This window comes from Nocardioides islandensis (assembly GCF_015352455.1).
Lineage (GTDB): Bacteria > Actinomycetota > Actinomycetes > Propionibacteriales > Nocardioidaceae > Nocardioides > Nocardioides islandensis.
The window spans coordinates 792,630-813,367 of the sequence record NZ_JADKPN010000001.1 but is presented as its reverse complement, the minus strand read 5'-3'; the positions used below and the strand labels follow the sequence as shown (position 1 = coordinate 813,367).

General features: G+C 72.2%; 24 protein-coding genes. 17 read left to right on the top strand and 7 right to left on the bottom strand.

Annotation, left to right across the window (positions count from 1 at the left end):
- Nucleotides 1-51: 51 nt before the first annotated feature.
- Nucleotides 52-195, bottom strand: coding sequence for a hypothetical protein (locus ISU07_RS03955; RefSeq protein WP_194705404.1), 144 nt, complete (start codon nt 193-195; stop codon nt 52-54).
- Nucleotides 196-318: 123 nt separating this feature from the next.
- Between ISU07_RS03955 and ISU07_RS03950 the strand changes: the two genes are divergently transcribed.
- Nucleotides 319-975 carry a response regulator transcription factor gene (locus tag ISU07_RS03950; RefSeq protein ID WP_323742417.1) on the top strand — a complete coding sequence of 219 codons (657 nt, stop codon included), beginning with the start codon at nt 319-321 and terminating at the stop codon, nt 973-975.
- A 95-nt stretch (nt 976-1,070) separates the two neighbouring features.
- Here the strand turns inward: ISU07_RS03950 and ISU07_RS03945 are convergent, their stop codons facing one another.
- Nucleotides 1,071-2,597, bottom strand: a complete 1,527-nt coding sequence (locus tag ISU07_RS03945) for a purine-cytosine permease family protein (RefSeq protein WP_194705403.1) — start codon at nt 2,595-2,597, stop codon at nt 1,071-1,073.
- Nucleotides 2,594-3,409 (bottom strand): purine-nucleoside phosphorylase, encoded by an 816-nt coding sequence (locus ISU07_RS03940; protein WP_194705402.1) that lies wholly within the window; start codon nt 3,407-3,409, stop codon nt 2,594-2,596. Before ISU07_RS03940 ends, ISU07_RS03945 begins: the two co-directional genes overlap by 4 nt.
- A 25-nt stretch (nt 3,410-3,434) precedes the next feature.
- Here ISU07_RS03940 and ISU07_RS03935 point away from each other — a divergent pair, with 25 nt between their 5' ends.
- From ISU07_RS03935 to ISU07_RS03890, 10 genes are all read left to right on the top strand, one after another.
- Nucleotides 3,435-3,815 (top strand): HIT family protein, encoded by a 381-nt coding sequence (locus ISU07_RS03935; protein WP_194705401.1) that lies wholly within the window; start codon nt 3,435-3,437, stop codon nt 3,813-3,815.
- A 75-nt stretch (nt 3,816-3,890) separates the two neighbouring features.
- Nucleotides 3,891-4,967: a dipeptide epimerase gene (locus tag ISU07_RS03930; RefSeq protein ID WP_194705400.1), complete on the top strand. Its 1,077-nt coding sequence runs from the start codon at nt 3,891-3,893 to the stop codon at nt 4,965-4,967.
- Entirely contained in the window at nt 4,964-5,680 is a 717-nt protein-coding gene (locus ISU07_RS03925; protein WP_323742416.1) for a C40 family peptidase, read from the top strand. Before ISU07_RS03930 ends, ISU07_RS03925 begins: the two co-directional genes overlap by 4 nt.
- A gap of 92 nt (nt 5,681-5,772) precedes the next feature.
- Nucleotides 5,773-6,942: a glycoside hydrolase family 16 protein gene (locus ISU07_RS03920; RefSeq protein ID WP_194705399.1), complete on the top strand. Its 1,170-nt coding sequence runs from the start codon at nt 5,773-5,775 to the stop codon at nt 6,940-6,942.
- A gap of 80 nt (nt 6,943-7,022) precedes the next feature.
- Nucleotides 7,023-8,246 carry an ROK family transcriptional regulator gene (locus ISU07_RS03915; protein WP_194705398.1) on the top strand — a complete coding sequence of 408 codons (1,224 nt, stop codon included), beginning with the start codon at nt 7,023-7,025 and terminating at the stop codon, nt 8,244-8,246.
- Entirely contained in the window at nt 8,243-9,580 is a 1,338-nt protein-coding gene (locus ISU07_RS03910; protein ID WP_194705397.1) for an ABC transporter substrate-binding protein, read from the top strand. The genes ISU07_RS03915 and ISU07_RS03910 overlap by 4 nt, the downstream gene beginning before the upstream one ends.
- Nucleotides 9,581-9,698: 118 nt before the next feature.
- Nucleotides 9,699-10,622, top strand: coding sequence for a carbohydrate ABC transporter permease (locus ISU07_RS03905; protein WP_194705396.1), 924 nt, complete (start codon nt 9,699-9,701; stop codon nt 10,620-10,622).
- Nucleotides 10,619-11,455 (top strand): carbohydrate ABC transporter permease, encoded by an 837-nt coding sequence (locus tag ISU07_RS03900; protein ID WP_194705395.1) that lies wholly within the window; start codon nt 10,619-10,621, stop codon nt 11,453-11,455. The genes ISU07_RS03905 and ISU07_RS03900 overlap by 4 nt, the downstream gene beginning before the upstream one ends.
- Complete coding sequence (locus ISU07_RS03895) at nt 11,452-12,708, top strand: 6-phospho-beta-glucosidase (protein ID WP_194705394.1); 1,257 nt, start codon at nt 11,452-11,454, stop codon at nt 12,706-12,708. The genes ISU07_RS03900 and ISU07_RS03895 overlap by 4 nt, the downstream gene beginning before the upstream one ends.
- On the top strand, nt 12,699-13,667 hold the full coding sequence (locus ISU07_RS03890; RefSeq protein ID WP_194705393.1) for an N-acetylglucosamine kinase: 969 nt from the start codon (nt 12,699-12,701) through the stop codon (nt 13,665-13,667). The genes ISU07_RS03895 and ISU07_RS03890 overlap by 10 nt, the downstream gene beginning before the upstream one ends.
- On the opposite strand, the gene ISU07_RS03885 is transcribed toward ISU07_RS03890, so the two are convergent.
- Nucleotides 13,664-14,866: a cysteine desulfurase-like protein gene (locus ISU07_RS03885; RefSeq protein WP_194705392.1), complete on the bottom strand. Its 1,203-nt coding sequence runs from the start codon at nt 14,864-14,866 to the stop codon at nt 13,664-13,666. The genes ISU07_RS03890 and ISU07_RS03885 overlap by 4 nt on opposite strands.
- 43 nt (nt 14,867-14,909) lie before the next feature.
- On the opposite strand from ISU07_RS03885, the gene ISU07_RS03880 reads away from it, so the two are divergent.
- Nucleotides 14,910-15,668 carry a methyltransferase gene (locus tag ISU07_RS03880; RefSeq protein WP_194705391.1) on the top strand — a complete coding sequence of 253 codons (759 nt, stop codon included), beginning with the start codon at nt 14,910-14,912 and terminating at the stop codon, nt 15,666-15,668.
- Here the strand turns inward: ISU07_RS03880 and ISU07_RS03875 are convergent.
- On the bottom strand, nt 15,638-15,988 hold the full coding sequence (locus ISU07_RS03875; protein ID WP_194705390.1) for a VOC family protein: 351 nt from the start codon (nt 15,986-15,988) through the stop codon (nt 15,638-15,640). The genes ISU07_RS03880 and ISU07_RS03875 overlap by 31 nt on opposite strands.
- A 296-nt stretch (nt 15,989-16,284) precedes the next feature.
- Here ISU07_RS03875 and ISU07_RS03870 point away from each other — a divergent pair, with 296 nt between their 5' ends.
- From ISU07_RS03870 to ISU07_RS03860, 3 genes are read left to right on the top strand one after another with little or no spacing between them, the layout of a single operon-like run.
- Nucleotides 16,285-16,995, top strand: a complete 711-nt coding sequence (locus tag ISU07_RS03870; protein ID WP_194705389.1) for a GNAT family N-acetyltransferase — start codon at nt 16,285-16,287, stop codon at nt 16,993-16,995.
- The gene (infA, locus tag ISU07_RS03865) at nt 16,992-17,216 is read left to right on the top strand and encodes a translation initiation factor IF-1 (protein ID WP_194705388.1); all 225 of its coding nucleotides are present in this window, start codon (nt 16,992-16,994) and stop codon (nt 17,214-17,216) included. The genes ISU07_RS03870 and infA overlap by 4 nt, the downstream gene beginning before the upstream one ends.
- 22 nt (nt 17,217-17,238) lie before the next feature.
- Nucleotides 17,239-17,691, top strand: coding sequence for a hypothetical protein (locus ISU07_RS03860; RefSeq protein WP_194705387.1), 453 nt, complete (start codon nt 17,239-17,241; stop codon nt 17,689-17,691).
- 180 nt (nt 17,692-17,871) lie between these two features.
- Here the strand turns inward: ISU07_RS03860 and ISU07_RS03855 are convergent, their stop codons facing one another.
- Together ISU07_RS03855 and ISU07_RS03850 are read right to left on the bottom strand one after the other, a co-directional pair.
- Nucleotides 17,872-19,125 (bottom strand): glucose-1-phosphate adenylyltransferase family protein, encoded by a 1,254-nt coding sequence (locus ISU07_RS03855; protein WP_194705386.1) that lies wholly within the window; start codon nt 19,123-19,125, stop codon nt 17,872-17,874.
- A 19-nt stretch (nt 19,126-19,144) separates the two neighbouring features.
- The gene (locus ISU07_RS03850; protein ID WP_194705385.1) at nt 19,145-20,203 is read right to left on the bottom strand and encodes a C45 family autoproteolytic acyltransferase/hydolase; all 1,059 of its coding nucleotides are present in this window, start codon (nt 20,201-20,203) and stop codon (nt 19,145-19,147) included.
- Nucleotides 20,204-20,258: 55 nt separating this feature from the next.
- Here ISU07_RS03850 and ISU07_RS24405 point away from each other — a divergent pair, with 55 nt between their 5' ends.
- Both ISU07_RS24405 and ISU07_RS24400 read left to right on the top strand, forming a co-directional pair.
- A complete protein-coding gene (locus ISU07_RS24405; RefSeq protein WP_194705384.1) occupies nt 20,259-20,477 on the top strand; it encodes a DUF6328 family protein in 219 nt (72 codons plus the stop codon).
- A gap of 8 nt (nt 20,478-20,485) precedes the next feature.
- Nucleotides 20,486-20,728 carry a DUF6328 family protein gene (locus ISU07_RS24400; protein WP_194705383.1) on the top strand — a complete coding sequence of 81 codons (243 nt, stop codon included), beginning with the start codon at nt 20,486-20,488 and terminating at the stop codon, nt 20,726-20,728.
- Nucleotides 20,729-20,738 lie beyond the last annotated feature (10 nt).

The following is a 20,738-nucleotide window of genomic DNA, read 5'->3' as shown; positions in this document are numbered from 1 at the left end:
AGGCCGGCGCGTACCCGTGATCCGCGCCGGCCCTCGTCGTGTGCTGTGGAGCTAGAACACCCTCCGGCGGGTGCCGCCGATCGGGACGAGGTTGAGCACCAGGCCCACGATGATCAGGACCAGCCCGATGACCGTGAGGATCGAGATGCTGGCGACCAGGCCGATGATGAGGAGGATCAGTCCGAGAACGATCATGTGCGCTCCCTCCGCGTCCCACGCCCGTGTGGTGCGGGACAAGGGCCAGGGTGGCCGGGGACTCCTCGCCGTGCCTCACCCCTCTGGGTGGAGTCGAGGCGGTTCGAGCCCTAGGGTGGGCGCGTGCCCATCCGCGTCGCTCTGGTCAACGACTACGAAGTCGTCGTCCACGGCATCGCCTCCATGCTCCGTTCCCACACCCACCGCGTCGAGGTGGTCGAGCTCAACGCGTCCAGCCACGTGGCCGAGCCGGTCGACATCGCGCTGTTCGACACCTTCACGCAGAGTCGTGACGACGGCACCGGGGTCGTGCGACTGCTGGAGAACCCGTACGTCGACAAGGTCTGCGTCTACACGTGGAGCACCGACCGCTCGCTGCGTGAGTCGGCCCTGAGGCTCGGGATCGCCGGGTACCTCTCCAAGCGGCTCAGCGCCTCCGACCTGGTCAGCGCGCTGGAGCAGGTGCACAAGGGTGAGGTCGTCGTCAGCGACGAGCCGGCGCGACTGCCGCTCATCGGCGGCGACTGGCCGGGACGCGAGGAGGGCCTCACCGCCCGCGAGGCCGAGGTCCTCTGCCTGATCACGCAGGGCCTCACCAACGCGCAGATCGTCGAGCGCACCTCGCTCTCGATCAACTCGATCAAGTCCTACATCCGCTCCTGCTACCGCAAGATCGGCGTCGACAGCCGCTCGCGTGCGGTGCTCTGGGGCGTCGAGCACGGCATGCAGCTCGACCGGGTCCGCGTCTCCGAGCCGGACATCCCCGGCTCGCGCGACTGACCCCTGGGGCCGTTCTCGGCTCGCCATTGGGCACAAACGCCACCGTGGAAGCGCTTACACGCGGCGTTTGGTCCCAAACGCCAACTTCTCCACAGCTACTCCGCGGCCTGCTCCGCCCGAACGCCGGCGACGACCTGCTCGTGCTCCTGGCGGCGTACGGCGGCCATGCCGAGCAGCAGGTACCCGACGAACCCGACGACCAGCGCGGCCGGGACGCCGAGGTTGGCGTAGGCCCAGTTGCCGTCCTTGCCGCCGAGGCCGAAGGGCTCGAGCAGGTACCCCAGCCACGACAGGCCCTTGCCGGCACCGGTCGTGTCGATGACCAGGCCCCAGCCGATGCCCGTGGCGACGGCGAGCAGGAGCACGGACTCCCAGCGGATCGCGCCGTACCCACCCGTCTCGGTCCGCGTGAACAGCGCGCGCTCGTCGTAGGGGTAGCGGCGCATGAACAGGTCGGCCAGGAAGATCCCGCACCAGGCGGACATCGGCACGCCGAGGATGATCAGGAACGCGATGAACACCGACAGGAAGTCGTCGGCGATCCAGACGATGTAGATCGTGCCGAGGATCATCAGCACGCCGTCGAGGGCGGCCGCCGACCAGCGCGGCACCTTCAGGCCGAGGGCGAGCAGCGTCAGGCCCGAGGAGTAGATGTCCAGGATCGCGCCGGAGACCAGGCCGCCGACGGCCACGAGCGCGAACGGCACGAGGAACCAGGTGGGCAGGATCGTGGTCAGGGCACCGATCGGGTCGGCCGAGATCGCGCCGGAGAGGTCCTGGTCGGCGGCGCAGAGGAGCACGCCGTACGCCACCAGCACGACCACTGGCAGCGAGCCGCCGAACGTCGGCCAGAACACGACGCCGGTCGAGCGCGAGGTGCGCGGGAGGTACCGCGAGTAGTCGGCCGCCGAGTTCACCCAGCCGACGCCGAACCCGGTCAGCACCAGCACCGTCGCGCCGACCACCGCCGAGGTCGGGCCGTCGGGCAGCGCCCGCGCCGCGTCGAGGTTGATCTCGTCGAACGTGAGCGCGACGTACACGCCCGTCACGATGATCATTGCGATCGTCAGCCACTTCTGGATGCGCATGATCGCGTCGAAGCCCATCACCCCCGCGGCCACGATCACACCGGCGACGACGACGAACGCGGCCACCTTGGTGCCGTCGCCCGAGGCCCAGCCGAGCCGGTCGAAGACCGTCGCGGTCGCCAGGGTCGCGAGGGAGACCAGGACGGTCTCCCAGCCGACGAGCAGCAGGTACGACACCAGGCCCGGCAGGCCGTTGCCGAACCGCCCGAACGCCGCCCGGCTCAGCACGAGGGTCGGCGCCGAGCCGCGCTTGCCGGCGATCGACACCAGGCCGACCAGCAGGAAGGACGCGACCGCACCGACGACGGTGGCGACCAGCGCCTGGGTCAGGCCGATGCCGAAGGACAGCACGAACGCGCCGTACGACACCGCGAGCACCGAGATGTTCGACGCGGTCCACGGCCAGAAGAGCCCGGCGCTGCTGCCCTTGCGCTCGCTCTCGTCGATGACGTTGATGCCGTTGGTCTCGATGGCGCCGGTACGACGCGGCGCGGCGGACCTGCTGTCGGCGTGCGGATCGGTGTCCGTGCTCATGTCCTCAACCCTTCCACGACCAGCCGGACCACCACCGGTCCGAGCCTGGCGGCGCTGCGCTCGGCAATCGCCACTACTTCTGTTGGATCGATCCCCGCAGCTGCGCCGTTTCCTGGTCCCTCGATCGCGGTCACGGTCGACAGGCCGACCAGCTCCACGTCCCACTCTCGCGCCGCGATCGCCTCGTACACCGTCGACATGCCGACCAGGTCGGCTCCGATGCGGCGCAGCCAGTCGGCCTCGGCCCACGTCTCGTAGTGCGGCCCGCCGAGCAGCGCGTACACACGCTCCTTCATCTCGGGTGCCAGTTTCCGCGCGATCGCGCGGATATCGGCAGACCAGGCATCGGTGAGGTCGACGAACCTCGGGCCCTCCAGCGGTGACCCGAACGCCAGGTTGAGGTGGTCGCGGACGATCACGACATCGCCGAGCTGGACGTCGTCGCGCAGGCTGCCGTTGGCGTTGGTGAGGACGGCCAGGCGTACGCCGGCCGCGGCGGCGGTCCGCACCGGGTGCGCGACCGCTGCCGGCGCGTGGCCCTCGTAGAGATGGGTGCGCCCGAGGTACAGCAGGACGCGGAGGCCCTCGACCTCGACCGACCGGACCTCGCCTCGGTGGCCCTCGGCGACCGGCGCCAGGAAGCCCGGCAGCCGGGTCATCGGGAACGACGCGGTGGGCTGCCCGAACGCGTCCGCCGCCGGTCCCCAGCCGGACCCCAGGACGACCAGCGCGTCATGGCGCTCGGCACCGGTCAGCTCCGCGAGGCGTACGGCGGCGGCCCGAGCGTCGTCGTACCCGTCGGGTGTCCGCACGGACCTACTTTGGCACCCTGGCTGCGTGACGTGCCCCTACTGTCCTCCGCTCGAACCGCAGCAGGCGGTCCGGTTCGCCGACGAGCTGGTGATGTACCTCGACGACGAGCGCTGGCAGGGCGCCCTCAAGCACTCGGGGATCATCGTCCCGGTCCGGCACGCGGAGACCGTCTTCGACCTCACGAGCGACGAGGTCGCTGCGACGTTCTCGATGCTGGCGCGTGCCAAGGAGTGGCTGGACGCCGAGCACGACCCCGACGGCTACAACGTCGGCTGGAACGCCGGCGCCGTCGCCGGCCAGCAGGTCTTCCACGCGCACCTGCACGTGATCCCGCGCTTCGCCCAGGAACCCTTGGCGGGACAGGGGATCCGGGCCCACCTGAAGGGCTCTGAGAACGCCTGGTGAGCTCCACGCTGGTCGAGCCGTGAGGCCGGGCCACAGCCGGGCGTGTCGAGCCCACGGGCACCTAGGCTGTCGCGGGTGAGCATCGCGGAGGTCCGCTGTCACCGGCTCAGGGCGCCGCTGCACACGCCGTTCGTCACGGCCCTGCGACGTACCGAGCACCTCGAGACCACCGTCGTCGAGGTGGTCGACGACGAGGGTCGTCGTGGGTACGGCGAGGCGCCGCAGGTCTGGCGGGTCACCGGTGAGTCGCTGGCCGGCGCCGAGGCCTGCCTGAGCGGACCGCTCGCGGACCTCGTCCGCGGCCGGCCGCTCGACGACCTGGCCGGGCTGGCGCGCGACCTCGAGGGCGCCGTCGTCGGCAACTGGGGTGCCAAGGCCGCGATGGACGTCGCGCTCCACGACCTGGCCGCGCAGGCCGCAGGGGTGTCCCTCGTCGAGCTCCTGGGCGGACCGTCCGGGGAGCAGCGGGTCCCGACCGACGTGACGGTGTCGTCCGGCGAGCCGGACGAGATCGCCGCGACGACCACCAAGCGCACCGCGGAAGGGTTCACGGTCCTCAAGCTCAAGGTCGGCACCGACGCGGCCACCGACGTGGCCCGGGTCCGGGCCGTTCGCGACGCCGCGCCCGACGCACGGATCAGGGTGGACGCCAACCAGGGCTGGACGCCCCACGAGGCCATCCGGGTGATCCGCGCACTGGAGGACGCGGGACTCGGGATCGAGTTCGTGGAACAACCGGTCGAGCGGTACGACGTCGACGGGCTCGCACGGGTGACCGAGGCCGTCGACACCCCGGTGATGGCGGACGAGTCGGTCTTCGCCCCCCGCGACCTGGCCGCCGTCATCGAGCGGCGCGCCGCGGACCTGGTCAACGTCAAGCTGGCCAAGTGCGGGGGCCTCGGTGTCGCTCGCGACCTCCTGGAGACGGCCCGGGCGGCCGGCATGGGCACGATCGTCGGCTCGATGATGGAGGGCCCGATCGGCGTGGGCGCGGCCGCCGCGCTGGTCGCCGCCGTCGGCACCAGCCACGTCAGCGACCTCGACGCCGCGTGGTGGGCGGCGTCCTCGCCGGTGTCCGGCGGGGCGACGTACGACGGCGGCGTCATCGTCCTCCCGGCCGGCGCCGGCCTCGGGATCGGCGGTCTGGCGTGAGCGAGGTGCTGCGCGTCGGCGTGCCGGTGGCGACCGTGTGGACGTCGCCCGAGTCGCCGCGCGACCTGGACGCCGCCGCCGTCGCGGACGCGCCCGACCTGACGACCTGGCTCCGCGGGCTGACCGCCGAGGACCGGCTCGGCCTGCACGGCCGCACCCTCACCCAGCTCCTCGACGGCGAGCCGGTCCTGGTCGAGGAACGCCGCGACGGCTGGGCCCGCGTGGTCGCGCCCTGGCAGCCCGTACCCGGCCAGGACGGCTACCCGGGCTGGGTACGTGAGTCGCACCTCCGCGCGTCCCTGGACTCCGACCTCGACCACCCGGTCGACCACGTCCCGGCCGACCGCATCGCCGTGGCGGCGTACGCCGAACGCTTCGCCGGCCTCGTCTACCTCTGGGGCGGCACCAGCCCCGCCGGCTTCGACTGCTCGGGCCTGGTGCACTACAGCTACCGCCAGGCCGGCGTCGTCGTCCCGCGCGACTCCCCCGACCAGGCGCTCGCGGCGACGCCCGTGCCGCTCGGCGACGAGGAGCCGGGCGACCTGTACTTCTTCGCCCGCGAGGACGGCCGCGTCTACCACGTCGGCTTCGTCGTGAGCGGCGGCCGGATGCTGCACGCCCCGGAGTCCGACGGCACCGGCCGGATCGTCGAGGAGGAGCTCTCCCCCGAGCGCCGGGCTCACCTCGCCGCCGCCGGGCGGTTCGAGGTCTGAGGCTCCCGGGCACGAACCCGGACGGCTGGGGCAGCGTCCTACGCTGAGACGGCGGTCGACCGACGTCACACGCCACCCGGGAGTTGTCCTCCATGTCCGCTCTTCGCGCCCTCGGCGCCAGCGCCCTGTCCCTCGTCCTGCCTGCGTCCTTGCTGCTGACGGGACCCGGCTCGGCCTCGGACGCTCCGGCCCGCACGAACCTCACGCAGACGGTCCACCTCCTGGCCCTCCCGCAGATCGTCCAACCCGGCGGGCGGCTGGCCAGCCCCGACGCCGCGAAGGCGGCGTTCGCGGCCACGATCGCGCCCGTCGGCGCCGGCCGGGAGGTGAGCCTCCAGGTGCAGAGCGGCTCCTCCTGGCAGACGGTGGCCACGGTCCGTGAGGACGGGAAGGGTCGTGCCCAGTTCGCCGCGCGGGCGAGCCAGGACGGGCAGGCGCTGACGTACCGCGTCGTCGCGGCCGCCACGGCGAGCCTCCCGGCCATCACGAGCCGCACCGTCACCACCGGGCGCTGGCTCACCCCGACCTGGACCGACGAGTTCTCCGGCGACTCGCTCTCCTCGTCCTGGACCTATCGCGGGAAGACCTACGAGCCGCAGAGCTTCCGCAGCTGCTCGAGGGGAGGCGCGAAGGCCGTCCGGGTCGGCGGCGGCGCGCTGCGCCTCAGCGTCCTCAGGGATCCGAGCCGGCTCACCAAGTGTCCGGCGCTCCTGCGGGGGGAGATCGCCGGTCGGTACGCCTACCGCCTCAACGGCCACGTCGGCACCGACGACTCCTTCTCCTTCAGGTACGGCGTGGCCGCCGCCCGCATCAAGTTCCCACGACTGCGCGGCCAGCACGGCAGCTTCTGGATGGAGCCGGTGGGCGGCATGCGCCCCGGGAGCTCGGGTCACGAGATCGACGTCATCGAGTCCTTCGGCGCCATCAGTCATCGCAGCGGCATGTTCAGCTACATCCACCGCTACGAGGGAGGCCGAGTCGTCAAGACCGGCACCAACGTCCCCGACACGTTCCTGCACGGCCCCCGCGACGGCTGGGGGAGGAACTTCCACGTCTTCTCCGTCCAGTGGACGCCGCACTGGCTGGTCTTCCGCATCGACGGCAAGGAGACCTGGCGCATCGGCGGCGCCGTCTCCCAGGTCCGCCAGTTCCTCATCCTGAGCCTGCTGTCCTCCGACTACGAGCTGCCCTCCATCCAGGACCGGCAGCTGCCCCAGCACATGTACGTCGACTGGGTGCGCGTCTGGGAGACGGGCGGCTGACCGCAGGGGTCTTGCCGCAGAGCCGGACGGGTGCCATGATCCCGCTTCAATAGGAAAGTTTCCTATCTATTGGCGAGGTCATGAGTCAGAGCCCCGGCACCCCGAGCCTGCTGCGCGGTATCAACGACCGCGCCGCCCTCGACCTCCTGCTCGAGCACGGGCCTCTGTCGCGCACCCGGCTCGGCGAGCTGACCGGCCTCTCCAAGCCGACGGCCGCCCAGCTGCTCACCAGGCTCTCGGACGCCGGCCTGGTGATCACCAGCGGCAACAGCCAGGGCGGGCCGGGGCCGCGCGCGCAGCTGTACGCCGTGAACCCGGACGCGGCGTACGTCGCCGCCCTCGACGTCACGCCGTCCCGCATCCTGGCTGCTGTCGCGGACATCTCCGGCCGGACGGTCGGGGACTTCGAGCTGCCCACACCTCGCAGGGCGGGCTCCGACGCGGTGGCCCACGTGCTGCACGCGCTCGACGGTGCAGCCGCCTCGGCCGGCCTCCCCCGGCACCGGCTGCACCGGCTGGCGATCGGCACCCCGGGCGCCTTCGACCCCCGCACCAGCCGGCTGCGCTACGCCCGGCACCTCCCCGGCTGGCACGACCCCCACCTCCTCGACGAGCTCGCGGACCGGGTCGGGGTGCCGCTGGTCGTCGGGAACGACGTGAACCTGGCCGCCATCGCCGAGATGCACGTCGGACGCGCCCGGCAGGTGGACGACTTCGTGCTGCTCTGGGCCGACGAGGGCCTCGGCGCGGCCATCGTCATCGACGGTCGCGTGCACGGCGGCGCCACGGGCGGAGCCGGCGAGGTGGGCTTCCTGCCGGTCCCGGGTACGCCGCTCGTGCGCGACGTACGCCGTGGCAACGCCGGCGGCTTCGAGGCCCTGTCCGGTGGCCCGCAGGTGCTCGCGCTGGCCCGATCACTCGGGATCCGGGCGTCGACGCCCCAGGCCGCGGTGACCAAGGCGCTCACGACCGACGGGGCGGGCGACGAGCTGCTGACCACGATCGCGGAGCGGTTCGCCCTGGGCATCGCTGCGCTGGTCTCCGTGGTCGACCCGTCGCTGGTCGTCCTCGCGGGGCGCGTGCTCACGGCCGGCGGCCCGCGACTGCGCGACCTCATCGACGAGCAGGTGGGCTCGCTCGCCCTGACCCGGCCGCGGCTCGAGCTGACCGGCGTCACCGACAGCCCCGTGCTCGCCGGCGCGCTGCAGACAGCGCTGTCCGCCACCCGCAACGACGTGTTCGACACCATCCAGCCCCGAGGTCAGCACCGACCGGCCCGGCATGCCACGAGGAGAGAACCATGACCAGGACCCCACGACGGCGCCTCCTCGCCGCCATCGCCGTGCTCAGCCTCCCGCTCGCGGTCGGCGCCTGCACCGGAGACTCGGGCGGCGGCAAGACGGACAACCCCGACGCCGACGTCACCATCACCTTCTGGCACGGCTGGAGCGCCGACAGCGAGGTGGCGGCCATCCAGGCGACCATCGACGCCTTCGAGAAGGACAACCCCAACATCCACGTGAAGGTCGTCGGCGGCATCACCGACGACAAGATCAACCAGGCGCTGCGCGCCGGCGGTCCCCAGGCACCCGACGTCGTCTCGTCGTTCACCACCGACAACGTCGGGCAGTTCTGCAGCTCCGGTGCCTTCGCCGACCTGTCGTCCTTCATGGCCGACTCCGGCGTCGACCCGGCGGCGACGTTCCCGTCCGCCCAGCTCTCGTACACGCAGTACGACGGCAACCAGTGCGCGCTGCCGCTGCTCAGCGACGCCTACGGCCTCTACTACAACAAGGACGCCTTCGCCGCGGCCGGCATCGACGGTCCGCCGAAGACCATGTCGGAGTTCGACGCGGACGCGGTCAAGCTGACCAAGACCTCCGGCGACAGCTACTCGCAGCTCGGCTTCATGCCGACCTACCACGGGTACGAGTCCTCGATCTCGCACCTCGCCGCGCAGTGGTCCCCGACGTACTTCACCGCCGACGGCAAGTCCAACGTCGCCGCCGACCCGATGTTCGCGCAGGCCATGGAGTGGCAGAAGGGGCTGGTCGACAAGCTCGGCGGCTACGCCAAGCTGGAGAAGTACCGCAACACGTTCGGCGACGAGTGGGGCGCCAAGAACCCGTTCATGACCGGTCAGGTCGCGATGGCGATCGACGGCGAGTGGCGCGCCGGCATGATCCAGGCCGACGCCCCGGACCTGGACTTCGGCGTCGCGCCCTTCCCCGTGCCCGACGACCAGGCCGACACCTACGGCAAGGGCTACATCACCGGCACCATCGTCGGCATCGCCAGCACCAGCCAGAAGCAGAACGCCGCGTGGCGGTTCGTGAAGTACCTGACCACCGACACCGATGCCGTCGTCAACTTCGCCAACGCGATCCACAACGTGCCCTCCACGATCGACGCGCTGGCCTCGCCGGACGTCAGCCAGGACGAGGCGATGCAGACGTTCATCGCGATCGCCTCGAACCCGGCCAGCAACACCACGCCGGCCAGCCCCAACGGCGGCGCCTACCAGCTGACGCTGCAGGACGTCGGGTACGCCTACGAGTCGGGGAAGGACTCGGACCTGAAGGCCGCGCTGACGAAGGCCGCCGAGCAGATCGACACCGACATCGCACAGGCCCAGTGATGTCGTTGGTCGAGGAGGTTGCGCTAGCAACCGTCACGAGACCCGGCAAGAGGTCGGCGTGCCTCTCACCGGGTCTCGCGACAGGACTTCGTCCTTCCTCGACCAACGGGTTCTCGACGTGAGTGCTCGACGAAGGGAGACCCTGCGGAACCTGGCGTTCTTGTCTCCGTGGTTGCTCGGCACGGGCCTGTTCTTCCTCTACCCGCTGGCGTCGACGGCGTACTTCTCCTTCACCCACTACAACGGATTCGGCACGGCGACGTGGGACGGCCTGGACAACTGGCGGTTCGTGTTCGCGGACTACCCGTTCTTCTGGCCGGCCCTGCGCAACACGCTGTGGCTGGTCGTGGTGATGGTGACGCTGCGCGTGGTCGCCGGGCTGGCGATCGGGATGCTGGTGATCCGCATCAAGCGCGGCGCGGGGCTCCTGCGCACCCTGTTCTACGCGCCGTTCCTCGCCCCGCCGGTGGCCGGCACATTGGCGTTCGTCTTCCTGCTCAACCCCGGCACCGGTCCGGTGAACACGATCCTGGGCCGGCTCGGGCTGGGCGAGCCCGGCTGGTTCAACGACCCGGCCTGGTCGAAGCCCGCCCTCACGCTGCTCGCGCTCTGGGGCGTCGGCGACCTGATGGTGATCTTCATGGCCGCGCTCCTCGACGTCCCGAAGGAGCAGTACGAGGCCGCCGAGCTGGACGGCGCAGGCTCGGTCAGCCGGTTCCGGTTCGTCACCCTTCCGCACCTGCGGCCGATCCTCGGCTTCGCGGTCATCACCGGGGTGATCGCGACGATGCAGTACTACACGCAGCCCCTGATCGCGGGTCAGGTCGCGAGCGGGCAGATCGGCGGGTCCGGCCAGCAGGTCGAGCCGGGATACCCGGCCAAGTCCACGCTCACCTTGCCCCAGCTCGTCTACAACCTGGGCTTCCAGCGGTTCGACATCGGGGCGGCCTGCGTCATCGCGCTGGTGCTGTTCGCCCTCAGCATGGCGTTCGCGGCCGCCCTGATGCGGCGCGACAGCGTCTTCCTCGGTGGTGACGGATGACGCCCAGGGTCCGCGCATCGCTCGAGTGGGTCGCCGTGCACGCCTTCGCGGTCGCGGCCACGTTGTTCTTCGTGCTGCCGTTCGTGTTCGTGGCGCTCACGGCGCTGATGACCGACCAGCAGTCGCTCAGCCGCGACCTGTGGCCGAACCCCTTCCAGTGGCACAACCTCGTCGACGTCTGGCAGACGCCCGGGTTCGGGACGTGGTGGCGCAACACGCTCGTCTACGCCGCCGCGGGGACCGTCCTGACCGTGGTGTCGAGCGTCCCGGTGGCGTACGCACTCGCGCACTTCCGGTTCCGCGGCCGCCGGCTGGCGATGATGATGGTGATCGCGACGATGATGCTGCCGCCGCAGGTGGTGATCATCCCGATGTACCTCGTCTGGGCCAAGCAGCTGCACCTCTCGGGCACCCTGTGGCCGCTGATCATCCCGCTCGCCTTCGGTGACGCGTACTCGATCTTCCTGCTGCGCCAGTTCCTCGTCACCGTGCCCCGCGAGTACCTGGACGCAGCCAAGGTCGACGGCGCCGGTGAGCTCCAGGTGCTGCTCCGGGTGGTGCTGCCGATGATCAAGCCCGCGATCGCGGCGGTCGCGCTGTTCCAGTTCTTCTACTGCTGGAACGACTACTTCGGGCCGCAGATCTACACGAGCGAGAACCCGGGTGCGTGGACGCTGAGCTACGGGCTGGGCACGTTCAAGAGCGCGCACCACACCAACTGGAACCTCACCATGGCCGCCACGCTCCTGGTGATGGCCCCGGTGATCGCACTGTTCTTCATGGCCCAACGGGCCTTCATCGAGGGCGTCACGCTGACAGGAGTCAAAGGATGAAGCTGGCAGTCGTCGGCGGCGGGTCGACGTACACCCCCGAGCTCGTGGACGGCCTCGGCCGTCTCCGCGACGTGCTGCCGGTCGACGAGCTGGTGCTGGTGGACCCCGACGTACGCCGCCTCGAGCTGGTCGCCGGCGTGAGCCGGCGCATCCTGGCGCGGCTGGGCCATCCCGGCCGGCTGACGACCACGACCGAGCTGGACCCCGCACTCGACGGCGTCGACGCCGTGCTGCTCCAGCTGCGGGTCGGCGGTCAGGCCGCCCGTCAGCGGGACGAGACCTGGCCGCTGGAGTGCGGCTGCGTCGGCCAGGAGACGACCGGGGCCGGCGGCCTGGCCAAGGCGCTGCGCACGGTGCCCGTCGTCCTCGACATCGCCCGGCGTGTCACGGCGGCCGCGCCGGACGCGTGGATCGTGGACTTCACCAACCCCGTCGGCATCGTCACCCGAGCCCTGCTGCAGGACGGCCACCGGGCGATCGGGCTCTGCAACTCCGCGATCGGGTTCCAGCGGCGGTTCGCCGAGCTGCTCGGAGTGGCACCCGAACGCGTCGAGCTCGACCACGTGGGTCTCAACCACCTGACGTGGGAACGGGCGGTGCGCGTCGACGGCGTGGACCGGCTGCCCGACCTGCTGGCCGACCACCTCGACGAGCTCGCCGACTCGGTGGGGCTGCCACCCTCCCTCCTGGTCGCGATGGGCGTCGTGCCGTCGTACTACCTGCGCTACTTCTACGCCCACGACGAGGTCGTGCGCGAGCAGCAGGCTGGGCCCAAGCGCGCGGCGGAGGTGGCCGGGATCGAGGAGCGCCTGCTGGAGATGTACGCCGACCCGTCGCTCGACGAGAAGCCGGCGCTGCTCGCGCAGCGTGGCGGTGCGTACTACTCCGAGGTCGCGGTGCAGCTGACCGCGGCGTTGCTCGGCGACGGGGCCGCGTCGACCCACGTGGTCAACCTGCGCAACGGCGGCACGCTGCCGTTCCTGCCGGACGACGCCGTGATCGAGGTACCCGCCAGCGTCGACCGTGCGGGCGCCAGGGCACTGCCCGTCGACCCCCTCGAGCCGCTGTACGCCGGCCTCGTCGCGCACGTGACGGCCTACGAGCACCTCGCCCTCGAGGCCGCAGTCCACGGCGGACGGCAACGCGTCTTCGACGCGCTCCTCGCCCACCCGCTCGTCGGGCAGGTGGAGCTCGCCGACGGTCTCACCGACCGCCTGCTCGCCCACAACGAGGAGCACCTGCCGTGGGCGTGACGGACGCCGTGCTGGCCGTCGACGCGGGCAACAGCAAGACCGACGTGTGCGTGGTGTCGGCCGAGGGCGACCTGCTCGGCCGACAGCGAACCGGGCCGTTCCGTCCGCACCGTCTCGGCGCCGCCCCCGCGCTGGCCGCCTTGACCCCGGCGGTCGAGGCCGCCCTCGCCACCGCCGGCGAGGTGCGGCTCGCCCACGTGTCGGCGTGCCTGGCCAACGTCGACTTCCCCGCCGAGGAGGAGGCCGTCGAGGTCGCCATGGCGGAGGTCGGCTGGGCGCCGTCGTACGAGGTCCTGAACGACACCTTCGCCCTGCTGCGGGCCGGGCTCGACGAGACCCGGGGCATCGCAGTCGTCTGCGGGGCGGGCATCAACTGCACCGGCGTGCTGCCGGACGGGACGACGGTGCGGTTCGCCGCGGTGGGGCACCTCTCCGGCGACTGGGGCGGCGGCGACCACCTGTGGCAGGAGGCGATGTGGTGGGGGGCGCGGGCCGAGGACGGTCGCGGCCCGGACACGACGCTGCGCACTGCCCTGCCACGACACTTCGGCCTGGCGTCGATGGCGGAGCTGATCGAGGCCGTGCACGTCGGGACCATCCCCGAGGAACGGCACCGGGAGCTGGGTCGGGTCCTCTTCGACGTCGCCGACGCGGGCGACCCGATCGCCGTCGACGTCGTCCGGCGCCAGGCCGAGGAGGTCGTGACGCTGGCCGCCACGGCCGTCCGCCGGCTGGGGGTCCTCGAGGAGCCGATCGACGTCGTGCTCGGCGGCGGGGTGCTGACGGCGGGCCACGCCCTGCTGATGGACGCGATCACGAGCGGGCTCGCCGAGCGGGCGCCCAAGGCCGCCCCGCGAGTCGTGACCGCTCCGCCGATCCTCGGCGCTGCCCTGCTGGGCCTGGACCGGATCGGCGCCCCGCCGGCCGCGCAGGAGAGGCTGCGGGCAGCGTTCGACTAGGTTGCGAGGATCTCGCCGAGGGCGGTGAGGAGGCGGTCGATCTCGTCCTCCGTGGAGTACGGCGCGAGCCCGACGCGGAGGCCACCGTCCGCGCCGAGGCCCAACCGGTGCGAGGCCTCCCACGCGTAGAAGTTGCTCGACGGCGCGTTGATGTCGCGCTCGGCCAGGGCGACCGACACGTCCGCGGTCTCCGCGTCGGCGAAGGTCACCAGCACCGTCGGCGTACGCCGCTTGGCCCGCGAGTGCACCGTCAGCGGAAGCATCGCGAGGCCGGCCTCGAGCCGCTCGCGGAGCCGGTCCTCGTGCTCCTCGATGGCCGCGAAACCCGTGCGCAGCCTGGCTCTCCGGTCGTCTCCGTCGCCGAGCGAGGCCAGCAGGTCGACGGCCGCTGTGGTGCCGGCCAACAGCTCGTAGGGGAGCGTGCCCAGCTCGAACCGCTCCGGCACCGTCTCGGTCGCGGGGGCGAGCTTGTCCGGGTGGATGGTCTCCAGCAGCGCCGGGTCTGCGACGAGGACGCCGCAGTGCGGGCCGAGGAACTTGTACGGCGAGCAGGCGTACAGGTCCGCACCGAGCTCGGTGTGGTCCGTGGCCACATGGGCCGTGTGGTGCACGCCGTCGGCGTACAGCAGGGCACCGTGGGCGTGCGCGGCCTCGGCGATCGCGGGCAGGTCGGGTCGGGTGCCGAGGAGGTTGGACGCGGCGGTCACCGCGACGACCTTGGTGCGGTCGGTGATCTGCTCGGCCACGGCTGCCGGGTCGAGCTCGGCGGTCTCGGGGTCGAAGTCGGCCCACTTCACCGTGGCGCCGCGGGCCTCGGCCGCGATCACCCACGGCCGGACGTTGGCGTCGTGGTCGAGGCGGGTCACGACGACCTCGTCGCCCGGGCCCCACTCCTTGGCCAGCGCCCGCGAGACGTCCATCGTCAGCTGCGTCATGCTGCGGCCGAACACCACGCCGTCGGGCACGGCGCCCAGCAGGTCGGCCATCGCGCGCCGCGCGCCGACCACCGCCTCGTCGGCGTTCCGCTCGGCGGGGGTCAGGTCCCCGCGGTTGCTCAGCGGCTGCGTCAGCGTGCGCCGGACCGCGTCGCCGACCACGTCGGGCGTCTGCGTGCCGCCGGGGCCGTCGAAGTACGCCGTGCCGCCGGCGAGGCTCGGGAAGTGGGCGCGCAGTGCCTGGACGTCGTACACGGCGGCCATCCTTCCAGCCCCTCTGTCCGGCCCAGCCTGCCAGGCTGTCGGCGTGGAGCTCGCGGAGGCCGTCGTCGCGCTGCGGGCGGCCGGCTGCGTGCACGCCGAGGACGAGGCGGCGGCGATCTGGTCGACGTTCGCGACCGCCGAAAGTCGCGCCGGCGCCGTGGCCTCGCGCGCGGGCGGGATGCCGCTGGAGCAGGTGGTCGGGTGGGCGGAGTTCGGACCGGTACGGGTTGCGCTCGCGCCCGGCGTCTTCGTGCCGCGCCGCCGGGCCGAGGCGATCCTCGCCCCGGCGGTCTCGCTGCGGCCGTCGGCCCGGGTCGTCGTGGACCTGGGGTGCGGCGCCGGGGCCCTGGCCGCGTCGCTCGCCGCGCTCCTCCCGGGCGCAGAGGTGCACGGCGTGGAGCTGGACCCGGTCGCGGCCGCATGTGCGCGACGTACCGGCGGGTTCGAGGTCCACGACGGCTCGTGGTGGTCGGGGCTGCCCGCGTCGCTCACGGGGCGGGTCGACCTCGCCGTCGCGTACCTCCCCCACGTCCCGACCGCGCGCCTCGACGACGTCCACCCCGACTTCCGCGCGCACGAGCCGGCGCTCTCGGTCGACGGCGGCCCTGACGGTCTCGACCCGTTGCGCGAGGTGCTGGCCGGGCTCGACGCGTGGCTGTCGCCCGACGGGGTGCTCGTCACGCTGCTGGAGCGGGACCAGGTGCCGACGGGTGCTCGCGTGCTGGCCGAGGAGGACGACGACGTGGTGGTGGCGTTCGAGCCTCGACGGGCTCAGAGCTGCTGGGCGAGCCCGACCACGTGACCCTGCGGGTCCTCGATGAGCGCGAAGCGCACGCCCGGCACCTCCACGGGCTCCTGGACCACGCGCCCGCCGAGCCTGGTGGTCGAGGCGATGCTCGCGGCCATGTCGTCGACGCCGACGAAGAAGGTGACCAGGTCGCTCTCCCCCTGGAGCGGGCTGATCGCGGTGTACAGGGCGTCCGGGACACCGGTGTCGACGAACGTGTAGCCGGGGAACGCGCCCTCGGTGGGGTACGTCCAGCCGAACAGCTCGCCGAAGAACGCGCGCGTGGCGTCGGGGTCGCTGGAACGGATCTCTGCGTGCACGACGGGGTGGCTCATGGGAGACCTCCTGGCTCTGGGTCGCCCCGGTGGCGGCCTCACCGAGATGACGGACGAGGGTCCACGGAATCGACAGGTCGCCACCGGCCGCGCGGCTCGTCGGCGGTCGGCTGCGCAAATGCGGAGGCGGGGCACGGACGAGTCGGGGTAGCGTCGCCGGCGACCGTGGCACGACACGAGGAGGTGGAACCCCATGACCGATCAGGCAGATGTGGGCGCTCCCCTCGTCGTCACGGTCGGCGACTGACGAAGGGGTCGCCGGGAGCGCGAGACAGGCACTCCCGGAAGGCAACCCCATGAAGCAGTCCACGATCGAGGTCGTCCGCGTCGCGGCCGGCCACTGGCACGCGCTCGAGGACGACGGCGTCGTCGGCCGCGGCCACACGACGTACCGTCCCGACGGCCGGCTGTTCGTCAGCATCGACGCCTGGCACGGCACCACGTTCGACCTGGTGGCGCGCGCGATGCTCGCCTCTCTCCCACGACCGCTGCACACCCTGGTCGACGAGGCCGACCGCGAGCTCACCGCGCAGTGGCACCGCGTGGGCTTCGTGCCGGCCCGGCGCGAGTGGGAGTACGTCGTGCCGACCGACCCGGCGCACACCAGCCTCGGCCCAGGGCGACCACCACGGGCCACGACCATCGTGGCGCGGGGCCGCGCCGAGCCCGACCGGCTCAAGGCGCTGCTCCGCGCGATCGACGAGCCGACGTTGCTGCGCGACCCGTCGCGGTACGCCGCGGTGGCCTGGCGCGACGAGTACCTCGGGCTGCTGCGCCTGGCGCCCGTCCCACGACGACCGGTCGTCGGGCTGGTGGCCGTGCGCCCCGACGTACGCCGCCGCGGCATCGCCCGCGCGCTGCTCGCCCACGTGCTCGGTGACCTGCACGACGCCGGCACGCGAGACGTGTCGGCGACCGTCGACGAGGCGAACCTGCCCGCCGTCGCGCTGGTCGAGGCGGTCGGCGGGCGACGCGGGACCAGCCAGCTCGAGCTGGTGCTGGCATGAGTCGCACACCGAAGGGCATCGAGATGGAGGGCACCGTCGTCGAGGCGCTGCGCAACGCGATGTTCCGCGTCGAGCTGGCCAACGGACACCGCGTGCTCGCCCACATCAGCGGCAAGATCCGCAAGAACTACATCAAGGTCCTGCCCGAGGACCGGGTCCTGGTCGAGGTCAGCCCCTACGACCTCGCGCGCGGTCGGATCGTCTTCCGGTACCGCGCCTAGGCAACCTTCCTAGACTCAGTGCATGTGCCCGATGAGCGACCACGACGGACAGCACAGGGACGACAAGCCGATCAGCGACCAGATCAAGCAGGTCGTCGACGACCTGGACCTGGAGAACAAGGTGAAGGCGGTGGCCTCGGCCGCCGAGGACGCGGTGTTCCGCGGGCTCGGCGTGGCCGGGCAGTTCGTCCACGAGCGACGCGACGGCATCGAGGCCTTCATCGACCGGGCGACGAGCGGGCTCGATGAGCGGACCGGGGGGAAGTACGCCGAGCGGGTCGGCCACCTGCGCGACCAGCTCAGCGCCGGCGTGGCCTCCCTCGCCGACCGCCGATGGACGCCCGTGCCCGATGACCCGGGCGAGCTGGAGCCGCCGGCCGCAGGGCCGCAGCCCCCGCCGCCGACCGACACCTGGTCGGACGCCACGGACGACCTGGACGGCCCGCCGGGCCCCGGCACCCCTGACACGCCCTGAACGGGCACTGAACGGGCACTGAACGGGCACTGAACCGGGCCCGGACAAGCCGCAGGCCCGGACCGCCGAATGGTCCGGGCCTGTGGCCCCCCACGGACCGAGCGTGTCGGTGCCGGAGGTCCCCTGTATGACCGAACCTAGGCTCCGCGAGGGCTAGGGCGCTACACCCCTAAGGGGTCATCAGGTAGTGCCCGGCTCGAGCCGGGCACCCGCCGCCACCCGCTGGGCGCGGCCCACGACGCTGTCCCGACCGACCAGCGTGACCTCCTCGTCGCGGGCCACGCGCGTGGTCGGCACCTCGCCGACGACGCAGTCACGGGAGAACACGGCGCGGTCGTCGCTGACGGTCGTGGTGACCCGGGCCCCTCGTTCGACCCGGACGTCGGCCCAGAGCACGGAGTCCTCGACGTGCGCGCCGGCCTCGACCACCACGCCGGGGCCGAGCACCGAGCCGACGACCGTGCCGGCCACGTCCGCCCCGGCCGAGACGAGGCTGTCCTCGACGTGGCAGCCCGCGCGCAGCCGGGCGGCCGGCTGGTCGTCCCAGTGGCTGATGATCGGGTACCCCTCGTGGCCGAACACGTCCACCTTCCCGGCCAGCAGGTCGCGGTGCCCGTCGAGGTACGCGCCCGGGCGACCCAGGTCGCGCCAGTACCCGGGGAGGGGCTCGGTCCGAACCGTCCCGCCGGAGATCAGCCTGGGCAGCAGGTGCTCGCCGAAGTCCCCCAGCCCCGAGTCGTCAGGGTCGTCCTCCGGGTCGCGCTCGTGCATCAGCTCGCGGCGCAGCTCGAACAGCGCCTCCAGCAACGGCTCGGTCTGGTAGACGAAGATCTCCGTCGCCACCGTGCCGGACGACGGACGCGACGGCTTCACCTCGACACCGGTGGCCTTGCCGCCGCGGCCGGTGAGGACCACGACGTTCGAGCTCGCCTCCCGCTTGGTCACCTCCGAGGTCAGCACCGTGGCGTCGGCACCCGAGTCGATGTGCCGCTCGATCGTCGAGGCCAGGTCCGCGGCGAACACGTGGTCGGCGCTGGAGACCAGCACCGTCGGGGCGCCGAAGTGGATGAGGTCGCGGCTCAGCCGCAGCAGCAGGTCGGCGTTCCCGTGCGCGAACGCGTCCTCGGTCGCCGGTCCGCTGCCGGTCTGCGGCACCATGCGGCGAAACCCGCCGCGGTTGCGGTCCAGGCTCCACGGCCGGCCGCCCGAGAGGTAGTCGTCGATCGAGGCGACCTGGTACTCCACGCTCACCCAGACGTCGACCAGCCCGGCGTACGCCAGGCTCGACATCGTGAAGTCGATGAGGCGGTGCGAGCCGCCGTACGGCAGCACGGGCTTGGCCCGCTCGCGGGTGAGCACGTCCATCCGCGAGCCCTGCCCGCCCGCCTGCACCAGAGCCAGGACATCGCCGCGCCTCGTCAACCTGCCAACCACCCGGGCAGCCTAGGGAGGGTCACTCCTGGCAGGGACCACCCCGGAGGACGGACAGCTCGCCGTTCTCCACGTCCAGGGTGACCGTCGCGAGGGTCGCGGTGTCCACCAGCTCGGGGTCGTCCGGGTGCAGGGCGTGCCGACAGATCGGGCCGGCCGGGTCGTGGTGGGTCATCGCGGCGTGCACGTCCGCGGCGTACGACGGCGGCGCAGCCGTCAGGGTCCCGACCAGGTGGTCGCGGCGCACCCACGAGTTGTCGTCGACGACGCCGGCCTGGCACCCGGCCTCGCCCTCGGCGGAGACGAAGTGGTTGGTGCGCACGAGCAGGCCGTCCTCGGGCTTCACCTCGCCGACACCCTCCGGGAAGGTCTCCAGCGAGGCCGCATCGCCGCCGTGGTCGACGACGGTCAGGGCAGACGAGGCCGAGAAGGACAGCGACGCGACCAGGTCGCGCGCCTCGGCGACCGAGGAGCAGTCCTCGAGCAGCGTGCGCAGCAGCACGTGCACCGGGAACCCGATCCGCTCCTGGCCGGGCGCCTGCTCGTCGGCCTCGTGGTGGAGCATGTTCAGCATCACGCCGAGACCGGCGTCGTTGACACCGATCTTGGCCAGCACGCCGTACTCGGTCAGCGTCGTGATCCGTCCGCCCGAGGCGGTCGGGAACGTCCACACCATCCAGTTGGCGCGCATCGCGGGGTACCAGTCCCAGGTCTGCGTCGCGATCGGCGCGCGGCCCGGGCGCGAGAAGACGACCGTCGAGCACTCGGTCACCGCGATGCGGGGCGCGACCAGGCCGAGCACCTCGGTCCGGGCGTTGAGCGAGGCGATCTCCTCGGGCGTGCGACCGGACCCGTCGGCCAGGCCCGCGATCTCGTCGGCGGCCCGCGGCGCCTGCGCCCGGATGGACGCCAGGGCCAGCCTGCCGGCCTCCCCCAGGTCCGCGTCGGGGTCCAGGAAGCCCCACAGGCGGTGGTACGCCGCCACCGTCGCGGCCACCTGCGGCGCGTGGGCGGCGCCGTACTCCGCCCCGCGCTCGTAGGGGTCGGTGCTCGTCGACGTGAACGTGACGATGTCGGTCACACCCCTAGTCAATCAGGGTGTGGTGGCGCCCGGCGGGTCCGGGCCACGCTGGCCCATGGCCGACGAGCGCGACGAGACCGAGGACGAGAAGCTCGACCGCAACTGGAACGACATGCTCCAGGAGCTCCGGGTCGTGCAGACCGGGGTCCAGCTGCTGTCCGGCTTCCTGCTCACGCTGCCGTTCACCCAGAGGTTCGGCGACCTCGACGTGTGGCAGGAGCGGCTGTACCTCGCGCTGGTGCTGACCGCCGGCCTGGCCTCGGGGTCACCCTGACACCGGTCATGGTGCACCGGCGGGTGTTCGGCCAGCACGTGAAGGAGCGGGTGGTCGCCGCGGGCCACGCGTTCCTGCAGGTGGTGATGGTCCTGCTGGCGCTCATCATCGTGGGCATCTCGACGCTGATCTTCAGCGTCGTGCGCAGCTGGTCGGAGGCCCTGGTCGTCGCCGTCGTCAGCGCAGCGGTGCTCGGGGGCCTGCTGCTGGTGGTGCCGCTGCTGGTGGCCCGGCGCAACGCCCGGCCCTAGCCGCACCGAG